This is a genomic window from Enterococcus raffinosus, assembly GCF_001886185.1.
In the GTDB taxonomy this organism is placed as follows: Bacteria; Bacillota; Bacilli; order Lactobacillales; family Enterococcaceae; genus Enterococcus_A; species Enterococcus_A raffinosus.
On record NZ_JXLA01000049.1, the window covers coordinates 1 to 25143 of the forward strand.

Annotated in this window: 17 protein-coding genes and 1 pseudogene; 16 read left to right on the forward strand and 2 right to left on the reverse strand. The window is 41.3% G+C overall.

The features are described 5' to 3' along the window. Positions 1 to 30: 30 nt before the first annotated feature. The 5 genes and pseudogenes from RV13_RS18235 to RV13_RS18255 form a co-directional block, all read left to right on the forward strand. Positions 31 to 747, forward strand: a pseudogene (locus tag RV13_RS18235) (carbohydrate ABC transporter permease); the annotation flags it as partial. 23 nt (positions 748 to 770) lie between these two features. Next, a complete protein-coding gene (locus RV13_RS18240; protein ID WP_060789578.1) occupies positions 771 to 2231 on the forward strand; it encodes an ABC transporter substrate-binding protein in 1461 nt (486 codons plus the stop codon). Positions 2232 to 2456: 225 nt separating this feature from the next. Then, positions 2457 to 3071, forward strand: coding sequence for a YesL family protein (locus RV13_RS18245; protein WP_060789577.1), 615 nt, complete (start codon positions 2457 to 2459; stop codon positions 3069 to 3071). After that, entirely contained in the window at positions 3064 to 4794 is a 1731-nt protein-coding gene (locus RV13_RS18250; protein ID WP_060789576.1) for a sensor histidine kinase, read from the forward strand. The genes RV13_RS18245 and RV13_RS18250 overlap by 8 nt, the downstream gene beginning before the upstream one ends. Then, positions 4784 to 6289 carry a response regulator transcription factor gene (locus tag RV13_RS18255; protein WP_249024499.1) on the forward strand — a complete coding sequence of 502 codons (1506 nt, stop codon included), beginning with the start codon at positions 4784 to 4786 and terminating at the stop codon, positions 6287 to 6289. Before RV13_RS18250 ends, RV13_RS18255 begins: the two co-directional genes overlap by 11 nt. A 56-nt stretch (positions 6290 to 6345) precedes the next feature. On the opposite strand, the gene RV13_RS18260 is transcribed toward RV13_RS18255, so the two are convergent. Both RV13_RS18260 and RV13_RS18265 read right to left on the reverse strand, forming a co-directional pair. Then, entirely contained in the window at positions 6346 to 8487 is a 2142-nt protein-coding gene (locus RV13_RS18260; RefSeq protein WP_060789575.1) for a GH92 family glycosyl hydrolase, read from the reverse strand. Continuing rightward, positions 8480 to 9520: a GntR family transcriptional regulator gene (locus RV13_RS18265; RefSeq protein WP_060789574.1), complete on the reverse strand. Its 1041-nt coding sequence runs from the start codon at positions 9518 to 9520 to the stop codon at positions 8480 to 8482. Before RV13_RS18265 ends, RV13_RS18260 begins: the two co-directional genes overlap by 8 nt. 154 nt (positions 9521 to 9674) lie before the next feature. Between RV13_RS18265 and RV13_RS18270 the strand changes: the two genes are divergently transcribed. The 11 genes from RV13_RS18270 to RV13_RS18325 all read left to right on the forward strand — a co-directional run bounded on the left by RV13_RS18270 (position 9675) and on the right by RV13_RS18325 (position 24895). Beyond that, on the forward strand, positions 9675 to 10964 hold the full coding sequence (locus tag RV13_RS18270; RefSeq protein ID WP_060789573.1) for a glycoside hydrolase family 125 protein: 1290 nt from the start codon (positions 9675 to 9677) through the stop codon (positions 10962 to 10964). 16 nt (positions 10965 to 10980) lie between these two features. Beyond that, positions 10981 to 13653, forward strand: a complete 2673-nt coding sequence (locus RV13_RS18275) for an alpha-mannosidase (protein ID WP_060789572.1) — start codon at positions 10981 to 10983, stop codon at positions 13651 to 13653. A gap of 4 nt (positions 13654 to 13657) precedes the next feature. Further along, on the forward strand, positions 13658 to 14518 hold the full coding sequence (locus RV13_RS18280) for an ROK family protein (protein ID WP_060789571.1): 861 nt from the start codon (positions 13658 to 13660) through the stop codon (positions 14516 to 14518). Between the two features lie 62 nt (positions 14519 to 14580). Beyond that, positions 14581 to 15891, forward strand: coding sequence for a family 20 glycosylhydrolase (locus tag RV13_RS18285; protein ID WP_028020602.1), 1311 nt, complete (start codon positions 14581 to 14583; stop codon positions 15889 to 15891). A 662-nt stretch (positions 15892 to 16553) separates the two neighbouring features. Beyond that, positions 16554 to 17378 carry a PRD domain-containing protein gene (locus tag RV13_RS18295; RefSeq protein ID WP_060789570.1) on the forward strand — a complete coding sequence of 275 codons (825 nt, stop codon included), beginning with the start codon at positions 16554 to 16556 and terminating at the stop codon, positions 17376 to 17378. 101 nt (positions 17379 to 17479) lie between these two features. Then, the gene (locus RV13_RS18300) at positions 17480 to 19381 is read left to right on the forward strand and encodes a beta-glucoside-specific PTS transporter subunit IIABC (RefSeq protein ID WP_060789569.1); all 1902 of its coding nucleotides are present in this window, start codon (positions 17480 to 17482) and stop codon (positions 19379 to 19381) included. Positions 19382 to 19393: 12 nt separating this feature from the next. Beyond that, positions 19394 to 20866 carry a sulfatase gene (locus RV13_RS18305; RefSeq protein ID WP_028020605.1) on the forward strand — a complete coding sequence of 491 codons (1473 nt, stop codon included), beginning with the start codon at positions 19394 to 19396 and terminating at the stop codon, positions 20864 to 20866. 62 nt (positions 20867 to 20928) lie between these two features. Then, positions 20929 to 22041, forward strand: coding sequence for a radical SAM/SPASM domain-containing protein (locus RV13_RS18310; protein WP_028020606.1), 1113 nt, complete (start codon positions 20929 to 20931; stop codon positions 22039 to 22041). After that, positions 22038 to 22814 carry a sulfite exporter TauE/SafE family protein gene (locus RV13_RS18315; RefSeq protein WP_028020607.1) on the forward strand — a complete coding sequence of 259 codons (777 nt, stop codon included), beginning with the start codon at positions 22038 to 22040 and terminating at the stop codon, positions 22812 to 22814. Before RV13_RS18310 ends, RV13_RS18315 begins: the two co-directional genes overlap by 4 nt. 15 nt (positions 22815 to 22829) lie before the next feature. Further along, positions 22830 to 23681 carry a formylglycine-generating enzyme family protein gene (locus RV13_RS18320; protein ID WP_028020608.1) on the forward strand — a complete coding sequence of 284 codons (852 nt, stop codon included), beginning with the start codon at positions 22830 to 22832 and terminating at the stop codon, positions 23679 to 23681. Positions 23682 to 24367: 686 nt separating this feature from the next. Beyond that, positions 24368 to 24895 carry a CPBP family intramembrane glutamic endopeptidase gene (locus tag RV13_RS18325; protein ID WP_060789568.1) on the forward strand — a complete coding sequence of 176 codons (528 nt, stop codon included), beginning with the start codon at positions 24368 to 24370 and terminating at the stop codon, positions 24893 to 24895. Positions 24896 to 25143: the final 248 nt, after the last annotated feature.

Consider the following 25143-nt stretch of genomic DNA (forward strand, 5'->3'; position numbering starts at 1 on the left):
AAGGGCTGATAATTATGAAATTAGCTCAGTTATATTTTTGCGGGGGAAATGAGCAAGAAAATTTTTCAGGCATTTGGCATCACCGTTTTTGTAACAGTATTGGGAACAGTGGTGAACGCCTCGATGACGTCGCTATATGCGTATGTCATTTCTCGCTCTAACTTTCCCTTCAGGCGTTTTTTCACGATTTTTGCTTTAATCACGATGCTGTTCACGCCAGGGATGGTGGCCACTTACTTAGTGGTTAAAAATCTGTTGAACTTGAACGACACGATTTGGGCATTGATCATGCCCCTCGCATTAGGGCCATTCAATATCTTAGTGATGCGTTCGTTCTTTAAAAAGACGGTTCCCGATAGTATTATTGAGTCTGCGCGAATCGATGGGGCTAGTGAGATGCGGATTTTTACTAAGATCGTCTTGCCGCTAGCGGTTCCTGGAATTGCGACCATTAGTCTTTTTGCAGCTTTAGGCTATTGGAATGACTGGTTAAATGCGTTGCTGTATATCCAAAAAGATAGTCTTGTTCCATTACAATATTTGTTGATGAAGATCCAAAATGATTTGGATTTCTTGGCGCGAAACGCTGGTCTCGGTGCTCAGATTCAAGGAGGACTAGCGGCGTTACCGAGCGAGTCGGCTCGGATGGCAATCGTTGTGGTTTCAACCCTGCCGATTGCGTTAACCTATCCATTCTTCCAACGGTATTTTGTTGGAGGCTTGACAATTGGCGGAGTCAAAGAATAAACAATACAGAAAGAAGTGGAAAAATGAAAGCGTGGAAAAAAGTACTAGGGATAGCGACCATCGCACTTGCGACCGTTGGCTTGACGGCCTGCAGCTCGGCAAATTCAAAGGAAGCCAGCGGCGGAGATTCAAAAACATTGTTGATGTATCAGGTAGGAGATAAACCAGATAACTATGATGAATTGATGAAGATCGCCAACAAGCAGATCAAAGATAAGATCGGCGTAACGATTGACTTACAGTACATTAGTTGGGGTGATTGGGAAAAGAAAATGCCGACGATCATTAACTCGGGAGAGAGCTATGACCTCGCGTTTGCTTACCAATACGTTGCGAATGCACAAAAAGGTGCCTTTGCAGATCTGACGGAGCTTTCGAAGACCCATGCCAAAGAATACATGGATCAATTGCCAGAGACCTACAAAAAAGGCAATGAAGTTGATGGAAAATTGTACGCGATTCCAGTATACGGAAATACGTGGGCGCAACAAGTATTGACCTTTAATGACCAGTTCGTGAAGAAATACAATCTGGATATCAGCAAAGTTGACGGGTCTTACGAATCAGCAACCAACGTCTTAAGACAGTTCCACGAAAAAGAACCAAATATCGCGGCGTTTGCGATTGGTCAAAACTTTAAAGCATCTGGCAACTTCGACTATCCATTAGGAAAGGATTATCCGTTTGCTGTCAAGGTGGATGCGGAGGGGTCACCGAAGATCATCAATCAATACGAAGATCCTCAATTCCAGAAGAATTTAGAAGTGTTGCATCAATGGTATCAAGAAGGGCTGATTCCTTCAGATGCGGCAACAGATACAAAAGCTTACCCATTAGAAGGAAACACGTGGTTCATGCGTGAAGAAACACAAGGACCGTTGGATTATGGGGATACGATTATTTCTCAAGCAGCTAGTCAACCACTTACTTCTCGTCCGATCACGAACCAATTGAAAACAACGGCTCAAGCCCAAATGGCGAACTTCGTCGTATCGAATACTTCGAAAAATAAAGAAAAAGCAGTAGAATTTTTAAACCTGTTGAATACCGATCCTAAATTGTTAAATGGCTTAGTTTGGGGAATTGAAGGCGAAGCGTGGGAAAAAGTCGGCGATAAGAAGATCAAGTTGTTGGACGGCTACAAACCAAAGGCCCACATGGATGCATGGAATACTGGGAACAATATGCTTCTATATACTTCTGAAACAGTGACGGATGAAATGATCCAAAAACGTGATCAAAGTATTGAAGAAGCCGCAACGTCTCCAATTTTAGGCTTCAACGCTAAAACAGACGGGTTCAAAACAGAGCTATCTAACGTGATGAATGTCATGAACCGTTACGCAGCGAACTTGAATACTGGTTCGATTGATCCAAAAGAAAATCTGCCAAAATTGATCAAAGAATTAAAAGCGGCAGGCTGGGAAAAAGCCCAAAAAGAAATGCAAACTCAATTGGATCAATACATGAAAGACAATCAATAAACGTTATTCAAACATGAAACGCATCCTGTTGAACTGAATTCTGTAGATTTGCTTTCAAGGTCAAAACGATCTTGGAAGCAAATTCTTCGGTTCTCTAAGAAAAGGCTTTTATTTCTTCTTTATTATGAGATTCATGTTATTATATGACAAATGTCTAGATCTTAGTTCACACTCCTGTTGTGGATTAAGATTTGAACATTTTTCAGAAATGATGAGGTGAAAGACATGGCCAGTACAGGCATTCAACGGCTATTTTATGTAATCTGGACGATTATTAAATTGAATCTATATTTTCTTTTGTTTTCTTTAATGGGAGGCGTAGTTTTTGGCATCGGACCAGCCTTTCAAACGATGAACGACCTCCTGACAGAGCAAGGGATCAACTATCAAGAAATCACCTTCAAACGTTTTTTGAGCAGTTGGAAAAAGAATTTTAAACGGGGGAATCTGCATTTTAGTTTATTTGCAGCCTTGACCTTCGTGTTGGCCTACAACCTCTATTTAGCGGCACAGATCCAAGGATTGTTATGGATGATCATTACGTTTTTATTGTTCTTTGTGCTGTTGCTAGTCGGAGTGCTGTTTCTTTATACAACTCAGTATGAGACCAGCTATGATATTTCTACCGGGAATTTATTGAAATTAGCCTTTATTAGTGTCTTTTTAAATTTTGGTGTTTTTTTAAAAGTCTTGTTTGGCGTGGCCAGCATCTTTGTGCTGACTTGGTACTTCAAGAGTTTGATGCTATTTGCAACTTGTTCACTGCTAGTAATTTGGAGTGGGTATGCTACGAAGGACAATCGTCAGCTGGTGGATAAGAAGTTGAATTCCTATGGGTAAGGGCAGATTTCGATTGACGAAGAAAACACACTTAATGAATCGTTTGATGCAAGTATACAGCCTTCTGCTAGTGGGAATCATCCTGCTGGTAGTGGCTGCTTTGTGCGTTTTTACTGCAGATTCGAATTACAAGAAATTGATGAACGATATGTACATTTTAGAAAACCGGATTCACAGCTATGCGACAGATAAGGAAAATACCATGAGCTACCTTTACATGGAATTAGCCAGCTCCAATGCGGCGGTGGATAATGTTCGGAAATACTTAAATTTGTCTCCATCAGAATATTTTGAGTTTACCCAAAAATACTGGGACGATTATCAAAAGGATACGCGGGTTTCTTCCACGATCAGCGGATTTTTTACTGCCTTTCCTGATTTGGAGGAACTATTCGTCACCTTGGATGGCTCAAACAATTATTTGAAAGCGGATCAAAGGAATCATAACGGGCAAAAGCTACAAGGCAAGCTGCCGAAAAAGACGAGCTTTTTGATCAATCGTCCAATCGTGGATCAATATAGTTTTCAGACGATCGGCCAAATTTACGGTGTTTTTTCAGAGTCCGCTGTATTAGGCGATTTGGCTCAATCTTTAGTCGATGAAGGGATTGACGCATTTATCGTGGATAGTGCCGATCAAGTCAAATTCTCTACCCATCATCAAGTAACCGACAAGGAATATCAAGCATTGGTAAAAGGCATTGAAGGTCGTGGGGCTGTTCCGCAAGCGATTCGTAAGAATTACTATGTGATCGATCGGCAAACAAGCAAGACCTATTCGTATGTTTTAGTCGCGAACAAACAGGTTCTTTGGTGGAAAAATGTAAAGACCTTTAGCCTGATTATCCTATTAGGCGGTTTGCTGGCGAGCCTTCTTTTGCTAATCCTGCATCGCACCTTTAAACGCTATTTTCAGCAGGTGGAGACGATCGTGGGCATTACCCATAGTGTTGCGGAGGGGCGTCTGCAAGAACGAATCGATCTTGGGTTAGTCCAAGATGAGTTGCTTGATCTTTCGCAAGCGATCAATTACATGATTGACAGCTTGGATCAATACATCAAGGAAAACTATGAATTGGAGATTAAGCAGCGGGATGCTCACATGCGGGCGCTCCAATCCCAGATTAATCCGCATTTTCTGTACAATACCTTGGAGTATATTCGTATGTACGCGTTAAGTAAGCAACAAAAGGAATTAGCGGATGTGGTCTATGCCTTTTCAGCGTTGCTGCGGAACAATACGACTCAAGAAAAGACGACAAGCCTGAAAAAGGAACTATCCTTTTGCGAGAAATATGTCTACTTGTATCAAATGCGTTATCCGGATCGGGTTGCGTATCGTTTCACCATTGAGCCGGAATTGGAGCAACTGGTGATTCCGAAATTTAGTTTGCAGCCATTGATTGAAAATTATTTTGTTCATGGGATCGACTATACCCGCAATGACAATGCCATCAGTGTCAAAGCCTTTTTTGAAGGGGAAGATATCGTGATTCAGGTGATTGATAACGGAAAAGGAATGGAGTCAACATCCTTACAGCAATTACAAGCAAATCTAAGGATGCCTGAGGATCAGCAAACGTCGTCAATTGGGATGCGAAATGTCTATGAACGGTTGAAAAACTGTTTTGATGGTACATTCTCAATGTCTATCGAATCCCAGATAGATCGAGGGACGACGATTACGATTCGCGTGGAAGGGGGAAAAGCACATGTTGTATAAAGTTCTACTAGTCGATGATGAATATATGATTTTAGAGGGATTGAAGCAGATCATTCCTTGGGAGGAACTAGGCTTTGAAATTGTCGCCACCGCTCGAACCGGTACCGAAGCTTTGACATACTTGAGGGCTCATTCGGTTGACCTTGTCGTAAGCGACATCACGATGCCAGAAATGAACGGCATCCAAATGGTCGGGGCGGCGTATGAACGAGGAGATGAATTTGCCGCCATTTTTTTGTCAGGCTATCAAGAGTTTGAGTATGTAAAGGAAGGGATCCGACTAGGAGTGAAGGATTATTTAGTTAAACCCGTCGATCAAGAAGAACTCATGGAAGTTGTGACGAAGATAGAACAAGAGTTGACCGAACGCCAGCATCGCAAGGAACAGGAGCAGTTGTATAGTGAAAGCAGTATCGGTCGTTGGCTGAATGATGAGCTGAATGAGCAGGAGTTTCTTGAACTGATGGCGGACTTGGAGCTGCCCATACAGGGTCCCTTCACAGCAATCAAATTACTGAGTGATGCTCCACAGCTACAGGCAATCACACAACAGCTAAAAGAGAACCACCAGCGTTTGATCATCGCTGGAAGTTCTCAGCAAAATCAACAGATCACTTTGATTTTCCAAGGGGATGCAGAACAATTAAAACGTTTTTTGGCTGAGATAAAACGGCAATACCGGGACATCGTCATCTATACGGGAGAAACGATCCCCGATTGGGAAAACGTCTATGAAAGCTATGAAAAAGTCCGACAAATCGAAGCGTTAAAAGATTTTTATCCTGATTTACTGCCTAGTCATAAGCAGGATTTGGTAGAGAACTTGAATGAACAGGAATTTTCATTTTTAGGGTTTAATAAATCTTTGATGATCGGCGATGCGAAAACAATTCAACAAGAGATGGATACTATTTTTGAAGAAGCTCATCGGCAGCACCTTCAACCGGAAAATGCGCGGTATATTGCCTTTTTATTGTTCACTGACATTTCGCGTCAGTACCCGACGGCGACCAAAGTCATCTATGAAGAGACGATTCAGCAGATTCGCCAAAGCGAAACCGTCTATCGCTTGAAGCAAGTTTTGGAGAATGTCCTGCAAGCGGTAAGTGAACAACCGCTAGAAAAACAGATTTCAGAAGTTACTCAAGAGGTCATCGAAATGGTTCGTAAGGACTATACCAAGGACATTACATTAAAAATGGTCGCTGACACCCTGCATTTGAATGCGGTCTATTTGGGACAGCTGTTCAAAAAAGAAATGAACAACAGCTTTTCACAATATTTAAACCAGATCCGCATTAAAAAGGCGCAACAATTGCTGCTCTACAGCAATCAAAATATCAATGAGATCGCCGATGAGATTGGCTATAACAATACCAACTATTTTTCAAAAATGTTCAAAAAACTCAACGGCATCACCCCAAAAGAATTTCGTGAGCAGTATTTGAAGGAATATTCAAATGTTATTAGCGAAGACACGGAACAGGGGGGATAACTGGAATTCAAACCCAAAACAGACCGGAAAATCTTGCAAGATCTTCCGGTCTGTTTTTAGTTGCTTAACGAAAAGGGCTGCTCATTTTTTTGATAGTCTTTCGGATTTGGAACGATCCCTAGTTGGTAATCGATTGTTCCGCCGGTCATCAGGTCTTCGTGGGTGAAGAAGAGGGGCTGATGAGGCATGCCGTTGCGAGTAGTTTGATGGATAAATTGTTGCTGCGGCTGGTTGGGTTCTGCCGTAATCGTTAGCGTTTGCCCATTAGAGAGGGCCAGTACGGCACGTTTGACTAGTGGCATACCGATAACATATTCCCCGCTTCCAGGTGTCACTGGATAAAAGCCCAACGAGTTGAATAAATACCAGCCGGCCATGCTACCATTGTCCTCATCCCCCGGATAGCCATCGCTTTCGGAGCTAAAGCATTCGGTCAGTAGATTCTTGATGAGTGGCTGAGCCATTTCAGGTTTGCCGACATAACTGAATAAATAAGGATAGTGAAAACTTGGTTGATTGGAAAGGGCCAATTGTCCAAATTCAATCGCAGCCATTTCGCTCATTTCATGAATTTCAAACCCATAACCGGTCACATCAAATCTCGGGGGTTGGTTGCAGAGTTCAATCAATTTTTCTGTAAACGCGGCTTTTCCACCCATTTGCTGAATCAACCCTTGGAAATCCTGATAAACCGCAAAGCTGCTTTGCCACGCACTGCCTTCTGCGTAATCTTTCCCCCAACGAATCGGTGAAAAGTCTTTCCAAAACTGGCCTTCGGAGTCCTTTGCCCGCATGAAGCCGACAGTAGGATCAAAAATGTTTCGATAATTCAAGGATTGCTCCGCGTAAGCCGTGGCAGTTTCAGTTTCTCCAAGTGTTTTGGCCACTTGACTGATGCAAAAATCACTGTAGGCATAATCCAGTGTATGATTGACGGATTCATGATAATTGCTAGGAACATAACCATACCTCAGATAATCTAAGGTTCCTTGGCGCCCGTAATTATTTTTTTCGCTTTGGACTGTCGCGCCTTTTTTCATGGCGGCTAAAAAGCGGGGCATCAAATCAGGACGAATCTTTTTCATGGCAGCATCTGCAATCACGGCATCAATCAATGTTCCCGGCATCAAGCCCCGTTCATCAGGCGACAACCATTTTGGCAGAAAGCCTGTCTCTTCATAGCTATTCAAGAAGCCTTCCAGCATTTCACCGTATTTTTCCTCAGCAATCAACGAAAACAACGGGTAAACCGTTTTGTAGGTATCCCAAAAGCCATTGTTAGTGTATAAAACCCCCGGCTTGATTTCCCGATTGAAGGTATCGTAGTGAATTTTTTCGCTCTCTTCGTTTATTTCATAAAAGGTTTGAGGGAACAAGAAGACTCGGTACAAATTGTGATAAAAGGTTTTTGTTTGTTTCGGATCTGTGTGTTCCACTTGAATACGATCAAAATAGCTCATCCATGCTTGTCTGCTGTTGCTCAAAAAGTCCTGCAAGTCGTGGGCTCTTTCACGTTCTAGGTTCAGAGAAGCCTGTGATTGGCTGATAAACGATGTCCCGAAACGGACGACTTGCTGCTTCACGGACCCAAAAGTTAATTGGATAAAGGTGTTTTCCTCTTTCGTCGCTTCAGTGAAAGATAAAACAGGCTCAGCAAATTGGAAAGTCAGGTAAAAAGTGAAATCTGGGTCTTCACAGCCGCTGTAATTCACGAGACTGATCTGAAGTTCATGGGCATTTACCTGTCGGACAGCTTTAAGCCCCGGTAGTGTTAACAGTAGGCCATTTTCCTCTTGACTAAAGTCTAACGCCAACAATCCGCCGTACATGCTGGGAACCAAAGTCGAATGGAGACTATAGCGTAATTGATGGATCTTCAATTGATAAGGAGAGAAGACGGCCTCTTCAGGGCGATAAGAGCTTTGGGCGTGGAACAGAGAAAGCTCCGGCAACGCGCCGCTGAAAGGGGTCATCACCATGTGGCTGAAATCCCCCATCCAAGGACTAGGTTGATGGGTCAAACGATAGCCTTGAAAGACCCGATCTTCAGGATGGAAAAACCAACTGCCTTTTTGGTCGGTGGTTTGTGGAACAAAATAGTTCATGCCAAAGGGAACACCAGTATAGGGCAGGCAATTGCCATTTGAAAAGCTATGTTGATTAGCAGTTCCGTGACGAGTGTCAATCGTATCAATCATTTGTCAAAAGCTCCTTTGTTGAGTGTCGTGTAATCAAAGTGACGGCGACTTTTTGACTTTGTGGCTGTTGTCCAGTGCGGATCCAATCCATCAAGGCCTCGCCAGCTAATGCCCCAATCTGCTTGAAATTTTGAGAAACGGTCGTCAAAGCCGGATCAACCAGTGAAGCCGCCTGAATATCATCAAATCCGACAACGGACAGCTGTTGTGGAAGCTCAAAGCCGCCTTGTTTTAGGACGTGCATCGATTCAATCGCGACTAGATCATTCTCGCAAACCAAAGCGGTAATCTCGTTTGCTGCGATATATTCCAGTAAGTGATCGGGATTTGCCTGTTGATCTTCTAACGTCGTATGAAAGGGGAGGTGTTGCTCTTTTAGGCTGTGAATGTAGCCTAAGTAACGTTGGCGCGTCGATTGCGGCGGATGGCTATTCCCAAAAATATAAGCAATCCGTCGATGGCCGCTCTCAATTAGGTGATCACAAGCGACTTTTCCACCAGCAAAGTTGTCTGACAGGATCGTTGGCAATGACAAATCGTGGAGCTGCTTATCTAAGGCAACAATCGGAAATTGCTGGAAAGAAAGATCATACAACAGGTCTAAATACTGACTTTCGTCATCTGCATAATAGATCATTCCATCAAATTCCTGTACGATATCATTTGCTTGATGACTGGTCAGATAATCAAAATTCGTCATCATCACTTCAAATCCTTCCCGTTGAAGTACAGGGAACAGGCCGGCAGAAAAGTTTCCTAGGGACAGATCATTGGAGAAGGGCAACAGAAATAAAATTCTTTTGGTCGTCGTTTTTTGCGGTGTCTGCTCTTTGACAAAACTCCCTTTTCCCCGTGTCCGCTCGATCAAACCCATTTTTTCTAGTTCGGTTAACGCGCGTTTAGAGGTGATGCGGCTGACTTCATAAGTGTCAGACAGTTCCTTTTCCGTGGGAAGTTGACTGCCGGGCGGGAAGCTGCCGTTGGTAATCTGATTTTTAAGATCATTTAGGATTGTTTGATATAAAGGTTCCATAGTTCCCTCCTATTTGATATATCATATGAATATCTTACCATACTTATTATTTCTGTAAAGAGGCATTTTTTGAATGGAAGCGTAGACAACGGACAAACATTAAGCTATAATCATTTCTGTAAATGATATATCAAATTTGGAGGAATGATGATTTATGACTTATAAAAGTATACCAAAGTCGGTTGTTCGGTTTATGGAACAAATTACTGAAAAATGTGGCAATGATCATGCTGATTGGGCAGAGAATTTTAACGCGGCCTTTGCCAATACCTTATTGACCACTGTGAAGCGCCAAGAAGATGGGACAACGTTTCTATTGACTGGCGATATTCCAGCGATGTGGCTAAGAGATTCGACCGCTCAAGTGCGCCCGTATTTAGTCATTGCGAAAGAAGATCAAGAGTTAGCCGCGATGATTTCTGGTTTGGTCAAGAAACAATTCTTCTATATTAATATTGACCCGTATGCCAATGCTTTTAACGAAACGGCGAACAAGGCCGGTCATCAAGCGGACCACACACAGATGAATGACTGGATCTGGGAACGTAAATATGAGATTGATTCCCTGTGTTACCCTGTTCAGTTAGCGTACTTATTGTATAAAAATACTGGAAAACAAGATCAGTTCAATGAAGACTTTGTGAACGGCGTGACCAAAATTTTAAGCGTTTTCGAGACAGAGCAGGACCATCAACATTCAATGTATACTTTCGAGCGTGACACGACCCGTAAAGAAGACACGCTGATCAATCAAGGTCGGGGAGCAGGGGTGGTACCGACTGGGATGACATGGTCAGGTTTTAGACCAAGTGATGATGCGTGTAAATACGGCTATTTGGTTCCATCGAATATGTTTGCCGTTGTCATTTTAGGCTATTTGGAAGAACTTTTTAGCGAAGTGTTGATAGACGAAGAGATCGTAGCTAGAGCTCGCAAATTAAAGGAGGAGATTCAGCAGGGGATCGAAAAGCATGGACGAACGGTCAATCAAGCAGGCGAAACGATTTACGCCTATGAAGTAGATGGCAAGGGCAATGGAACCATCATGGATGACAGCAATGTGCCGAATTTGATCTCAGCGCCTTATCTTGGTTACGGAAAACTGGATGAGCCGACCTATCTTGCGACTCGAAAAACCTTACTAAGTTCCGAAAATCCTTATTTTTATGAAGGCAAATTTGCCAAGGGGATTGGTTCTTCCCATACACCAGAAAATTATGTTTGGCCGATCGCTTTGGCGATGGAAGGGATGACCACTGCGGATAAACAAGAAAAAGCTCGGATTTTGGATCAGCTGGTGGCGACAGACGGTGGAACGCATCTGATGCACGAAGGGTTTGATGTCAATGACCCCAATCAATACACGCGAGAATGGTTCTCGTGGGCAAACATGATGTTTTGTGAACTAGTAATGGATTATTTCGATATTCGAGTAGAGAAGTAGTAGAGGAGATTCGTTGATGAAGAAAAAAGTATATATCATTTCTCACAGCCACTGGGACCGTGAATGGTACATGGCTTATGAACAGCATCATATGCGTTTGGTCCAGCTCATGGATGACTTGTTAGAGCTCTTCGAGAAGGATCCGGCGTTCCACAGCTTTCACTTAGACGGTCAAACGATTATTTTAGATGACTATTTACAGGTTCGTCCAGAAAAAAGAGCCTTGGTCCAGCAGGCGATCACAGAAGGAAAACTGCAAATTGGTCCCTTCTATATTTTGCAGGATGATTTCTTGATTAGCTCGGAATCCAATGTACGAAATATGTTGATTGGGATGGAAGAAAGTCAGAAATGGGGCACACCCGTGATGCTGGGGTATTTTCCAGATACCTTTGGAAATATGGGACAAACTCCGCAAATGATGAAACAAGCGAATTTAAACGCGGCAGCATTTGGTCGCGGGGTCAAACCAATCGGTTTTAATAATGAGGTATTAGAGGATCAATACACTTCGCAATATTCAGAAATGAACTGGCAAGGTCCCGATGGAACGGAAATTTTTGGCTTATTGTTTGCCAACTGGTACAGCAACGGCAACGAAATTCCGTCGGAAGAAACAGCAGCAAAAGCCTTTTGGGATCAAAAATTGGCAGATGTCGAAAAGTATGCGTCGACTCAACATTTACTGATGATGAATGGGGTCGATCATCAACCGGTTCAAAAGGATCTCTCGCAGGCGATTGCCTTGGCCAATCGGTTGTATCCAGAGTATGAATTCATCCACGCGAGCTTCCCAGAGTATCTGGCAGCAGTTCAAAAGGAGCTGCCAGAAGACATCGGACAGGTAACAGGAGAGCTGACGAGTCAGGAGACCGACGGCTGGTTCACCTTAGCCAATACGGCTTCTGCTCGAGTGTATCTAAAACAATGGAATACGAAAGTCAGCCGGCAATTAGAAAACATTACGGAACCTTTAGCCTCAATGGCTTATGAAGTAACTGGCGAGTACCCTCATGACCAGTTGGATTACGCATGGAAGACCTTGATGCAAAACCATCCTCACGATAGTATTTGCGGCTGCTCGGTAGATGAAGTTCATCGGGAAATGCTGCCTCGCTTTGAAAAAGCCAATGAAGTGGGAAAATACCTGGCTGAAGAAGCCGTGGCACAATTGGTTGCGACAATCGATACGAGCGGATTTCCAGAAGGCAGCCGTCCCTTTGTGGTGTTCAATACAGCGGGCACGGTTAAAAGCGGCACTGCTCAGGTCGATGTTGAAGTGAAACGAATTCCTTTCCATAAGCAATACCCTTCAGATGGTTATGAAACATTGGCCCAAGAAGCTAAACAACTGTATCACGTGGTCAACCATCAGGGGCAGAGCGTTCCCGCAGTTCTTTCTGAAGAACAGATTCGTTTTGATTATGATCTGCCAAAGGATCGTTTTCGGATTCCCTATATGAAGAAATACGTGACCCTTTCCGTTGAAGTCAAAGATTTAGCTGCTTTTTCATGGGAAAGCTTCGCCTTAGTTGAAGGTGCTGCCCCCGTTTCGGAAGCAACCTTGATTAAAGAAGACGGTCGTGTTTTAGAAAACGAGTGGGTCAAATTAACGGTCGCTTCTGACGGCTCTCTCCGGTTGACGGACAAAGAATTAGGGAAGACCTTGGAAGATTTGTTAGTGTTTGAAGACGTTGGTGATATTGCCAATGAGTACATTTTCAAACAACCAAAAAACGATCACGCGATCCTATCCACGGCCTTTGCACATCACGTTGAAATCGTCGAAGATACACCGCTACGTGCGACGATTCGCGTGATCCACGAAATGGAGATACCTAAATCAGCAGAAGAACGATTGACGCTAGAACAACAAATGGTGGTGGATTTTAGAGAAAGAAAGGCGCAGCGCTCCAATGAGACAATCTCCTTTACAATCAGAACGGATATCACTATGGACGCCTATAACCGCCGAGTAGCCTTTGAAACGACTGTCAATAATCAAGCACAGGATCATCGCTTACGAGTGCTGTTTCCAACAACGATTCAGACAGCTACCCATGAAGCAGACAGCATTTATGAAACGGTGGTTCGTCCGAATACAGTCGCCAAACATTGGGAAAACCCAACCAATCCACAACACCAACACGCTTTTGTTAATTTACACGATCAAGAATTTGGAGTCACTCTGTCTAATTTTGGCTTGAATGAGTACGAGGTCGTAGGAGATACTTTGGCATTGACGCTGCTGCGCTGTGTCGGTGAATTAGGCGATTGGGGTTATTTCCCAACACCTGAAGCACAGTGTATCGGAAACCACACCTTCAACTTCGGGATCGAACTCCACGGTGCGCCAGCAACTCGTTATCAGACTTACAAGCAAGCCCATGGCGCACAAGTGCCTTTTGTGACACAACAAACGTCTATTCACGAAGGCCGCTTGAATTCAGCTCAAAACTACTTGACAGTAAGCGGCGAGTGTTTTGAAGTCACCGCATTAAAACGGCGAAAAGCCGATGAGGCACTGATTCTGCGTGGGTACAATCTAAGCGATCAGCCAACAGATATCACGATTGAAAAAGCCGGAGAATCGCCCGTTCATTTGTTGAATCTTTTAGAAGAACGCTGCGGCGCATACGAAGCCAAACTGCAGCCATATGAAATTATAACCCTAGAGATGAAGGAGTAGCAGAATGTATTTTGGTGGTATAGAAGCAGGCGGGACAAAGTTTGTATGCGCCGTCAGCGATCAGCAACAAAACTTAGTAAAGAAGATCAGTATCCCAACGACGACTCCAGAAGCGACCTTTGCGGAAGTTTTTGAGTTCTTTGATCAATATGAGCTATCCGCTTTGGGAATTGGTTCCTTTGGTCCGATCGGGATCGATCCCAGCAAAGACAACTACGGCTACATCTTGGCAACGCCGAAACCAGGCTGGTCAGAAGTAGATTTTCTAGGCAAAATCAAGGAACGGTATGCCATTCCAGTCGCTTGGACAACCGATGTGAATGCGGCAGCTTATGGCGAATTGAAAAAAGGAGCGGCTCAGGGCAAGAAAAGTTGTATCTACTTAACTGTCGGTACAGGCATTGGTGGCGGAGTCGTTATTAATGAGAACATTTTTTCAGGAATCGGTCATCCAGAAATGGGTCATATGCACATAAAACGTCACCCGGATGACGATTATGATGGCACCTGTCCGTATCACAAAGACTGCTTGGAGGGCCTAGCAGCCGGCCCCTCATTGGAAGCTCGTACAGGGATCAAAGGTCAAGACCTGGCAGAGGATCACCCTATCTGGGATCTTCAAGCCTATTACATTGGGCAAGCATTGATGAGCTATAGCTTAATTTTAGCGCCTGAAAAAATCGTCTTAGGCGGTGGAGTGATGAATCAAAATCAGATGCTGATGAAAATACGTCAATCGTTTGTCGACCAAATGTCCGGCTATCTGGAAACTCCGCCAGCCAGCGAATATATCGTTCGCTGGGGATTGCCAAATGAGAGCGGCATTATCGGCTGCCTTTTACTAGCAGAAGAAGCACTAAACTAAAAAACAAAGAAGCTGAACTAGGAATGAATCGTTCAGCTTCTTTTGATTGAGGGAAGATAATGATGAAAACGATCGACCGTTGTTTGATTGCCGAAAACAGCGCCACACAAATAGTCCGTCAAAGTATCATACAGCTATTTACTGAACTAGGCTATCAATTTAGAAACCGACCGGAGACGAGTCTGATTTTAGCGATTGAGTCAACGCTAGAGACAAAGATTAGCCTAACATCAAATCGTCTTTCAGGGAAAACCCCCAGCAGCTTATTTCGGGGGGCCGTTCGCCTGATTCTCCAGCAGTTAATGGGAAAAAGCCAGCCTCAAACAATTCAGCCTGCACTAGAAGAACAAATTCTGATGCTGGATATTGGCAGAAAATACTATTCATTAGCCAAGCTCAAACGTTTGATTCGCAGCCTGGCACTTTTTCAATTTACCCATCTCCAATTACACTTTTCGGAAAATGAAGGCTTTGGCATCGAGTCACTCCGTCATCCAGAAATATGCAGCCCCAGCCATTTAAGTCAAGAGGAGATTCGTGAATTAATCGCATATGCAGAGAAGTTTTATCTAGAGATCATTCCAGACATAGACACACCCGGACATGTACGCCAGCTTTTAACGCATCATCCTGAATGGTGTTTACCGAAGACTGATGGTAGCCGCGAAACCAGCGCGCTGGATATCTTAAACCCCGAGGCGGTCGATTTTATCAAGGAAATCTATCAAGAGTTTGCGGAATTATTTCAAGAAAGCCGGTACTTTCATATTGGCGCCGATGAATTTGTCGACTTTGATCAACTCGACCAGTATCCAAGTCTAACTTCGACAGCTTTGAAGCTTGGCAGTACCGCCAGCGGCATCGAACCCTTTATCCAGTACGTCAACGATCTCATTTATTATCTAAATGGATTTGGATTCATCGTTAGGGTATGGAACGACGGCTTCTATCGAAACGATGACCAAGAACACATTCATTTAACGAACCAATGCGAGGTTTCCTATTGGACACGTTGGAATCCACACATGGCTGCACTCGAAACATATTTAATTCGCGGATACACCATGATAAATCACAATGACAATTTTCTTTATTACGTGCTCGGAGAAGCAGCCGGCTACCAGTATCCCACATATGAAAAAATCAACGAGCACTTTCAATTAACGACCTTTGCGAGTGATCAAAAAATGAAGAAACAAAATCAGACCAAAGGAGTCGCTCTTTCCGTTTGGGCTGATATTCCCAAAGCCAAATCATCCCACGAAGTCCTTGCTGATATTTTTTGGCTGCAAGCCGCACTGAGCGAAAAGGTGTATGGCGATAAAAATAAGAAAGACGATTATCAAGAAGTGTTTGAACAGTGGATGAGATGAGAAGGAAAGAAAATTTCGTTTATCATAAGGATTCACACGCTATAAGCTTTTTTTCTGGGAAATTATCGCATCCATATTACACTCACAAATCAGCAAGAGACAACCTATTATAGCTTGTCTCCGTCCTTTAAATCTAAAATATGGTTATCTGTCGGCACGTCCGTTTTTTGTTAAAATCACTTTATGACCGGCCTCAACAGCCGCTAAGTTTTGACTATATGATCGTATATCTGAAACTGGAACAATCGTTTCCATCAGAAGCATCTCCTTACGTTGGAACCAGATGAACACAACGGCCTACTCGATCAGAAATAGGGCTTTTTTAGTGGAAGTGACCGATTTTTAGTCTGAAAAGGAGACAAAATGACGATAGCCTCAATATCAAGTACGTTTACAAAATAAAAATCATGTGTGAAGAAAAGTATTTCAAAGAAGACAAGCAGACTTCTATTTAAAAATAGAAATGTTCAGGGATAGGGACTCATCTGACAAAAAGAATTTTTTCAATTAAGCGCTTGCATCATTTTTCAGAATCATCTATAATGAGTTTAATTTAATGGGTAGTTACTGGTAAAGCAGGCTATACCTTATTACAGGTGCGATATTCGCACGTGTGTTAAGGTATGCCTGCTTTTTCTTTTGGTTAAGGAGGTGAAAAATGCTTGAAGATCAAAAAGATTCTCAATAACAACGCAGTTTTGGTCGGAAAAGGTGGGAAAGATTTTATATGGATTGGTACAGGATTAGGGTTTCAAATGAAGCCGGGGCTTGAAGCGGATGAAAGTAAAATCGAGAAAATTTTTGTTTTGAAAGAAAAATCTTCCTATCAGCGATTTGAAGAATTAATCGCCTCGATACCAATTGAGTACTTCTCTTTGACAGATGATATTATTCAATTAGCCAAGGAGAGCTTAGACTATGAGCTGAGTGAAATGCTCTATATGTCTTTGACGGATCACCTATTCAACGTAATTAAGCTCCACCAGCAAGGGATCTTTCTTCATAATCGCTTGTCATGGGAGATTAAAAAAAGTTATCCAAAAGAGTTTGAAGTAGGAAAACAGGCATTGCGACAAATCGAAGAGAAAATGAACGTAAAACTAGGCGATGAGGAAGCGGGCAATGTGGCGATGCATCTGATCAATGCTCAGATAAATGAAGATGGCGATCAAACGATTGATGCAAGAACCATTGCTAAAAAGATTCGTGATATTACTTCGATTATTCGTTTATCGAATAAGTTAACCATTAATGAAGATTCCCTAGCTTACGATCGCTTCGTTACTCATTTGCGGTTTTTCTTTCAACGGTTAAATGGTCTAGAAGACAAATCAAAGTCTAATCCACTATTAGCGCATGTAAAAGATCAGTATAAGCAGGCGTTTGAAACAATGAGGTTGGTAGAGGAGTACTTAGAAGCAACTCTAAATGATGATGAGCAATTATATTTGACTTTGCATATCCAAAAATTAATAGAGAACGATTAAGGTTGTTACTGGTAAAGCAGGCAAGACTGACAAAAACTTTCTATATTGAAGGTTTTTGTTCGTCTTGCCTTTTTAGTTAAAAAGCGGAAAGGAAGAAAAAAATGGCCTACGAAAAATTAGTAAAAGAGATTTTAAACAGTGTTGGAGGAAAAGAGAATATTAACGGGTTGACCCATTGTATTACTCGTTTACGTTTCAACTTGAAAGATGAAGGAAAGGCAAACACAGAAGCATTAAAAGAGGTACCTGGTGTGGTGACTGTTGTTCAGAGCGGCGGTCAATACCAAGTGGTTATCGGAAACCACGTTCCAGATGTATATAAGGAATTTATTGAAGTTGCGGGGTTATCAGCAGAAGCTGAAGTGCCGAAAGAAAAAAAGGGGCTATTGGATAGTTTTATTGACATTATTTCAGGGGTTTTTACACCTGTACTAGGCCTGTTAGCTGCAACAGGAATGATTAAAGGGTTGAATGTTTTATTTGTTTCATTAGGCTGGATTACAAATACTTCTGGAACATATGCCATTTTACAAGCCGCTGGAGATTGTTTCTTTTACTTTTTCCCTATCTTTTTAGGATACACAGCAGCAAAAAAATTCGGATTGAATCAATTTGTTGGGATGGCTTTAGGGGCAGCATTAGTTTATCCAGCAATTGCTGGGCTGACCACTAATGCGGAGCCATTATACACCTTGTTTTCAGGAACGATTTTTGAGTCGCCGGTCTACATTACTTTTCTAGGTATCCCAGTTATTTTGATGAGTTATGGCTCGAGCGTTATTCCAATTGTCATAGCCACTTTTTTTGGTAGCAAACTTGAAAAAGTCCTAGCTCGGGCGATCCCGAGTATTTTGAAAAGCTTCTTAGTGCCTTTTCTAACAGTGTTGATCATGGTTCCTTTAACTTTTATTGTGATCGGGCCAATCGCAACTTGGGCAGGAGGCTTATTAGGTGAGTTTGTCTTAACAATTTATAATTTTAGTCCAATTGTTGCGGGATTTGCTGTCGGAGCGATTTGGCAGGTTTTGGTAATGTTCGGGTTACATTGGGGAATTATTCCGATTGCCATCAATAACATCAGCGTATTGGGTTATGATCCTGTGATGGTTTTAGGGCAAGCGACACCATTTGCTACTGCTGGAGCTGTTTTAGCAGTAATCATCAAATCCCGCAACATTTCTGTTCGAGCAATTGGCATCCCAGCTTTTATTTCTAGCTTGTTTGGTGTTTCTGAGCCCTCACTATATGGAGTTACTTTGCCGCGAAAGAAACCATTTATCGCTACTTTGATTTCAGCCTCTGTTGGAGGGTTGATCATGGGGATATTCGGTACCAAATCATTCATTATGGGCGGTATGGGCATTTTTAGCTTACCAAATTATATCAGCCCAGAATCAGGGATTGGCAATGGATTTTATGGGTATGTTCTTGCAATTACAGTCGCCTTTGCATTGTCTTTCATCTTAACGTTAACTTTCCTTTATGATCCAAAAGAAGACCGTGAAGCACAAAAGAAAAAAGACAATAAAAAGAATAAAGATGAACCTCAGAAAAATGAGTTGATGACAGAAGTTGTCATCCCATTGCCTATTACTGGAGAAGCCCTCCCTTTATCAGACATCGATGATGCAGCATTTTCTACAGGACTATTAGGAAAAGGTCTCGCTGTTCGTCCCAATGAAGGAAAAGTTTATGCGCCATTTGATGGAACGGTGGAAACATTATTTCCAACAAATCATGCTATTGGATTGAAATCAATAGATGGGATTGAACTATTAATTCATATTGGGATGGATACAGTGAAATTAGAAGGAGAATATTTTGTTTCAAAGGTGAAACAAGGAGATGCGATCGAGAAAGGACAATTATTGCTGGAATTTGATAAAGAGGCGATTCAAGAAGCAGGCTATTCCTTGGATACACCTATTGTTGTTACGAATACGAAGGAATTTTTAGATGTAGTTGAAAAACCCGCAGAAAATGAATTGATTATCATTAAATAAAGGAGTGAGTTCATGCGAGCATTAATGATTATGTTTGATACTTTGTCACGAGACTATTTATCTAATTATGGAAATGAATGGATGAAAACACCCAATTTTCAAAGGTTAAGGGAACAAACGACTACTTTTGATCAATTCTATGGAGGCAGTATGCCTTGTATGCCAGCTCGTCGTGAGCTGCATACAGGACGCTATAATTTTATGCATCGCATGTGGGGGCAGTTGGAGCCTTTTGATCATTCGATCTTTGAAGTTATGCAAAAGAACGGAATTTATTGCCATTTAGTGACCGATCATTCTCATTACTTTGAAGATGGCGGAGCAACGTATCATAATCGCTATTCAACTTGGGAAGGATATCGTGGACAAGAAGGGGATCGCTGGGTTCCTAGAAAATTAGGAGAAAACTATCCACAGCAAAATCCTTTAAATAAAACAGGAATTTCTGTAGATCAGCATTTCGCAAATCGAACGAAGCAATCAACTGAAGAAACAATGTCGAGTGTGCAAACAATTCAAGCAGGTTTAGAGTTTTTAGAAACCTACCAGAACGAAGACAATTGGTTCTTGCAAATTGAATGTTTTGATCCTCATGAACCATTTTACGCTCCAGAAGAGTACCGAAAACTTTATCAAGATCAACCAACAGACCAGCCTTATTTTTGGCCTAGGTATGGGCGTGTTACTGAAGAGAGTACCGAAAATGATTTAACTGAACTGCATCATGAATACGCAGCGTTGATCAGTATGTGCGATAAACAGTTAGGAAAACTTTTAGATTTTTTAGAAGAAAAGAATATGTGGGAAGACACATTGATTATCATCAATACGGATCATGGCTTTTTGTTAGGGGAGCATGATTGGTTAGGAAAAAATGTCGCACCTATGTATGAGGAAATTATTCATCTTCCCTTCTTCATCAGTACGCCAAATAGCAAATCAGGAAATCACTGTCAAACCTTAAGTCAAACAATTGATATTCCAGCTACATTGCTTGATTATTTTGGAATCAAAAATGAGCTAGAAATGGACGGAAAATCTTTGTTACCTGTTTTGAATGATGAGGACGTGTTCCTTCATCCAGAAATTATTTTTGGCACGAATGGCGGTCATGTGAACATTTATGATGGACGGTATGTGTATATGCGAGCATCTGTCCATCCAGATAATGGTCCAATCACGATTCAGACATTAAATTATTCCATGATCCGAGGGTTTCTGAAAAAAGAAGTTCTAGATCAATTAACCCTCAAGCCCGGCAATCGCTTTACGAACCAATATCCTTATACCGAAGTTCCTGTCTCAACCTACATCGATTCCTATTCTATTGGACATTTGCTATTTGATTTAAAAAATGATCCTAAACAAGAACATCCAATCAAAGATGAAAAAATTGAAGAGGAAATGATTCGTAAGTTAGTAAAAATCATGAATCAAATCGAAGCGCCGGATAGTGAGTATGAACGATTAGGTATCCAAAAATAAAGAAAAAAATACTCTTTTCAATATAGAACGAGAGAGAAGCGAGGAAGAGGAAAGGTGAGAGGATGAAACATCTATCTGTTTTAATTAAACCAGCATCTTCATTGTGCAATCTTCGCTGTAAATATTGTTTCTATGCGAATGTTAGCTCACTCAGAGAAGTTCGCTCTTACGGGAAAATGACTAGAGAGATCGCTGCGGCGATGCTAGAAAATATTTATCGTGATTTAGAAGAAGGAGATACATTAACGCTTGCTTTTCAAGGTGGTGAACCCACGATAGCAGGGCTAGATTATTTTGAATATATTACTGACGTTGTGGCTCAACAAAAAAAACGTGTCCATATCAACTACGCAATTCAAACCAATGGTGTCATGATTAATGAAAAGTGGTGCAAATTTCTCAAAACGCATCACTTTCTTGTTGGCTTATCTATTGACGGTCATCTATCACATCATGATTCAAATCGCGTGGATGCCAGAGGAAGAGGAACTTTTTTCCGTGTCTTAGAAACTAAGAAGCTCTTTGATCGGTATGGCATTGATTACAATGTTTTATGTGTATTAACGAATCCATTAGCCAGTGAGGGAGAAAAGGTTTTTCATTTTTTAACTGAACAGCACATTAATTATGTTCAATTCATCTCTTGCTTAGAGAACTTAAATGAAACCAAAACGTCCAACTACGCCTTAACACCTAAAGGCTTTGCTAGGTTTTATCATCAAGTTTTTCAAATCTGGCTAGAGGAATTGCGAGCAGGTCGGTATGTTAGCGTCAAACTTTTTGATGATCTAATCAATTTATTGGTTAGAAAACGAGTAACTGCTTGCGGCATTCTTGGAAATTGCCAGATCCAGTATGTTATTGAGGCAGACGGTAGCGTGTATCCTTGTGATTTTTATGTTTTGGATGAGTATCGAATGGGCTATATACAAGAGAGCACCTTACGAGAATTATTTGAACAGGACCTTCCTCACAAATTTGCTTGTGAACGATCTGTGATCTCTAAAAAATGTCAAAGCTGCCCTTTCCAACAAATGTGTGGTGGCGGATGCAAACGAATGAAGGATGCGGTATATGTTGATGACCAAGGTTATTGTGGTTATCAAAAGCTATTACAGGAATTCATCCCTAAAATAGGAGAAATATTGACATTATTACGGGAGGTGAACGCGTGATAGGATTTCTTTACTTTATTGTTATTGTTTTAGCCAATACAGTTGGAGCGATTTCTGGGATGGGTGGCGGAGTAATCATCAAACCAGCTTTTGATTTCATTGGTGCACATGATGTTGGAGCAATTTCTTTTTATTCTGCTACCGCTGTTTTTACGATGTCTATCATTTCTACTACGACACAGTTAACTAGCGGCCGCAAGTTCAATTGGAAAATCGTCAGCTGGGTATCTGCTGGAGCTGTATTGGGAGGAATTTTAGGTAATATTGCTTTTGAAGCCTTTCTCAATTGGTTTGAAAATGAAGATCGCGTGCAGTTGATCCAAATTGCTTTGACAATCGTCACACTGCTTTTCGCTTTTATGTATACAAAGTATAATTGGAAAAATTTTCAATTTGCGCATGTTTTTTGGTATCTTGCTTGTGGGTTAGTCCTAGGTTTTTTAGCAAGTTTATTAGGGATTGGCGGCGGTCCAATCAATGTCTCAGTACTTATGCTGCTATTTTCTTTACCAATTAAAGAGGCTACTGTTTATTCTATTTGTACGATTTTCTTTTCTCAATTTGCTAAACTGATTACGATTGCTCTTACTACAGGATTTGGTCAGTACGACTTAACCGTGTTATGGTTTGTGGTTCCGGCAGCAATTATTGGTGGATCATTAGGAGCGAAGCTCAGTAATGTTTTATCACCAAACAAGGTTACGGTTGTTTTTCAAGGAGTGATTCTGCTTGTGCTGCTCATTAATCTTTATAATGGCTATCGATTACTATAGAAAGAAGGGGACAGGATGATCACTATTCCAAAAGGAACGTATCAAATTGGAACAAATCAACCAAATGGTTTTCCTACAGATAATGAGGGTCCGAAAATAACGATTCAACAGTCTGTATTTATGATTGACGAAACAACCGTGACCAATAAAGAGTTTGCTTCTTTCATTAAGCAAACTGGCTATATTACCGAAGCAGAGAAAGCTGGTTGGTCCTTTGTTTTTCATTATTTTTTGAGCGAAGTGACAAAATTAAAAAGTCAATTCGTTCCTCATATGGCGTGGTGGTATGCAGTAGAAGGAGCCGATTGGTCTCATCCAGAAGGACCAGATTCTTCGATCGAAACTCGTTGGGAGCATCCAGTTGTTCAAGTCTCTCGAAATGACGCTGTCGCTTATTGTCAATGGGCTGGAAAGAGGCTGCCTACTGAAGCAGAATGGGAAATTGCTGCTAAAGGAGGAACCGAGTTTGAAAATTATTATTGGGGAAAAGAATTCTTAAAAGAGGGAGCCTATCAATGCAATATTTGGCAAGGGGATTTTCCGAAAATGAATACATTCGTAGATGGATTTGCCAACACTGCCCCTGCCAAATGGTATGAGGCTAATGATTACGGAATGTATCAACCAATTGGAAATGTTTGGGAATGGTGCAGTAACCCTGCTCGAATTGATTTGACAGAATTTCAGAAAAAAGATAGTGCTTATTATTGGTTACACCATCAAGAGAGGAATGATGAAGTATATGCTACGCGTGGAGGGTCTTTTTTATGTCACGAATCTTATTGCAAACGGTATCGAATCTCAGCTCGAAATGGAAATACAGGAAGATCTGCTGCAAATAATTTAGGCTTTCGATGTGCGAAATAAGCATTAGGTAGGTATAAACCACTATTATAAGTTGCGTATTAAGCATTATAATAGTGGTTTTTTATTGTTTATAAGGTTACGATCCCGAAATGCTCAAAACCGTTTGGGGCAGAGGGTATCTTCTGGCAAAGAGTACACTAACAAATGATTTCTTTACGGAAGTGAGATGACCTATTGTGGCATATCGTATCCGACGAACTTTGATCCAACCCTCCAAATCTGATGTAAGCCGGAATCAACCTATTAAGCGTGAGCTAGTTAATTAAAGGAAATAACAAACCCAAAGCAAGCATCTGCTTAGGATTGATTGTCTCCTTCTTATCACTTATTAGCTTATCTTTACTCTGAATGTTCCCCATTCTGGTGATGTAAAAAAGTTAATAATAGTCTATCTATGCATTGCCGCAATTTTAGAAATGAAAAACCGAGTAGCTTTTAGATTTATTAAAACAATGGACAATTTTGAAGCAGAAAATTCGTTTGAACAAATGATGAGACTAATAGATAATAATCATAGATACTCTGTTTAGAGATGTGAGGGATTTTTATGAACTACATAAGAAGGTTCTTTGTAGTAATAGCGTTGTATATTATGAGTCTTTTCTACCCATTTATTTATGGATTGCTCAAAGATCTGTTGTTATCCAGTAGTAACTCCATGAATTATATCTTGGGGAGTTTTGTCATTGCTATTTCAATCATTCTTAATATTGGCTTGGTATTTTTATTTTGCAAAGAACTTGGGGTTTATAGGTTTTGACAAAGAGTTTTTCACCAAAAGAAATTTTGCCCTTATTTTTTTAGGATTTATCCTTTTACGAATGATTGCCTATATCGGATACTTAATATTAGAAAATCAAGGGGGAAATGCGACGATAAATGATCAGTTAAGTTGGAAGACTTTCAGTCAAGGAAACCCAATAATAACCGTCCTGATGATGGCGATTGCTGCGCCAATCATGGAAGAAATAATATTTCGGGGAGCTATCATCAATTATTGGTTGAAAGATTTTCCTATAATTGGTGTATTGGTGAGTTCCATAATTTTTGCTTCTTTACACTCAACATCGAATATAACAAGCTATTTCATCTATTTTTTCATGGGCTTCGTTCTGGCTATTTTATTCTTTAAAACAAAGCGAATAGAAGTAAGTATAGGTGCACACATTTTAAATAATTTACTTCCTGCGATTTCAATTATTTTTTCGTTGTAATTTTGCGTAAGAAAGATCGGATGTGAGATGGGATATATTTGCTTTGGATTAGAGCGAAAAGATTAATGTACAGTGATAGTAACTAATTTACACTTCAACTGGACTTTTTTCGTTGTATACACAACTTTCGAAAGAGGAAAAAGAAATGACAGCTGTAATTTCATTATTTAAAGGATTCCACGAACATCTATTTTTGATGTTCATGAAATCCTTTTTTTGTTTAATGACTTTAGTCAGTTTCGTTCGCG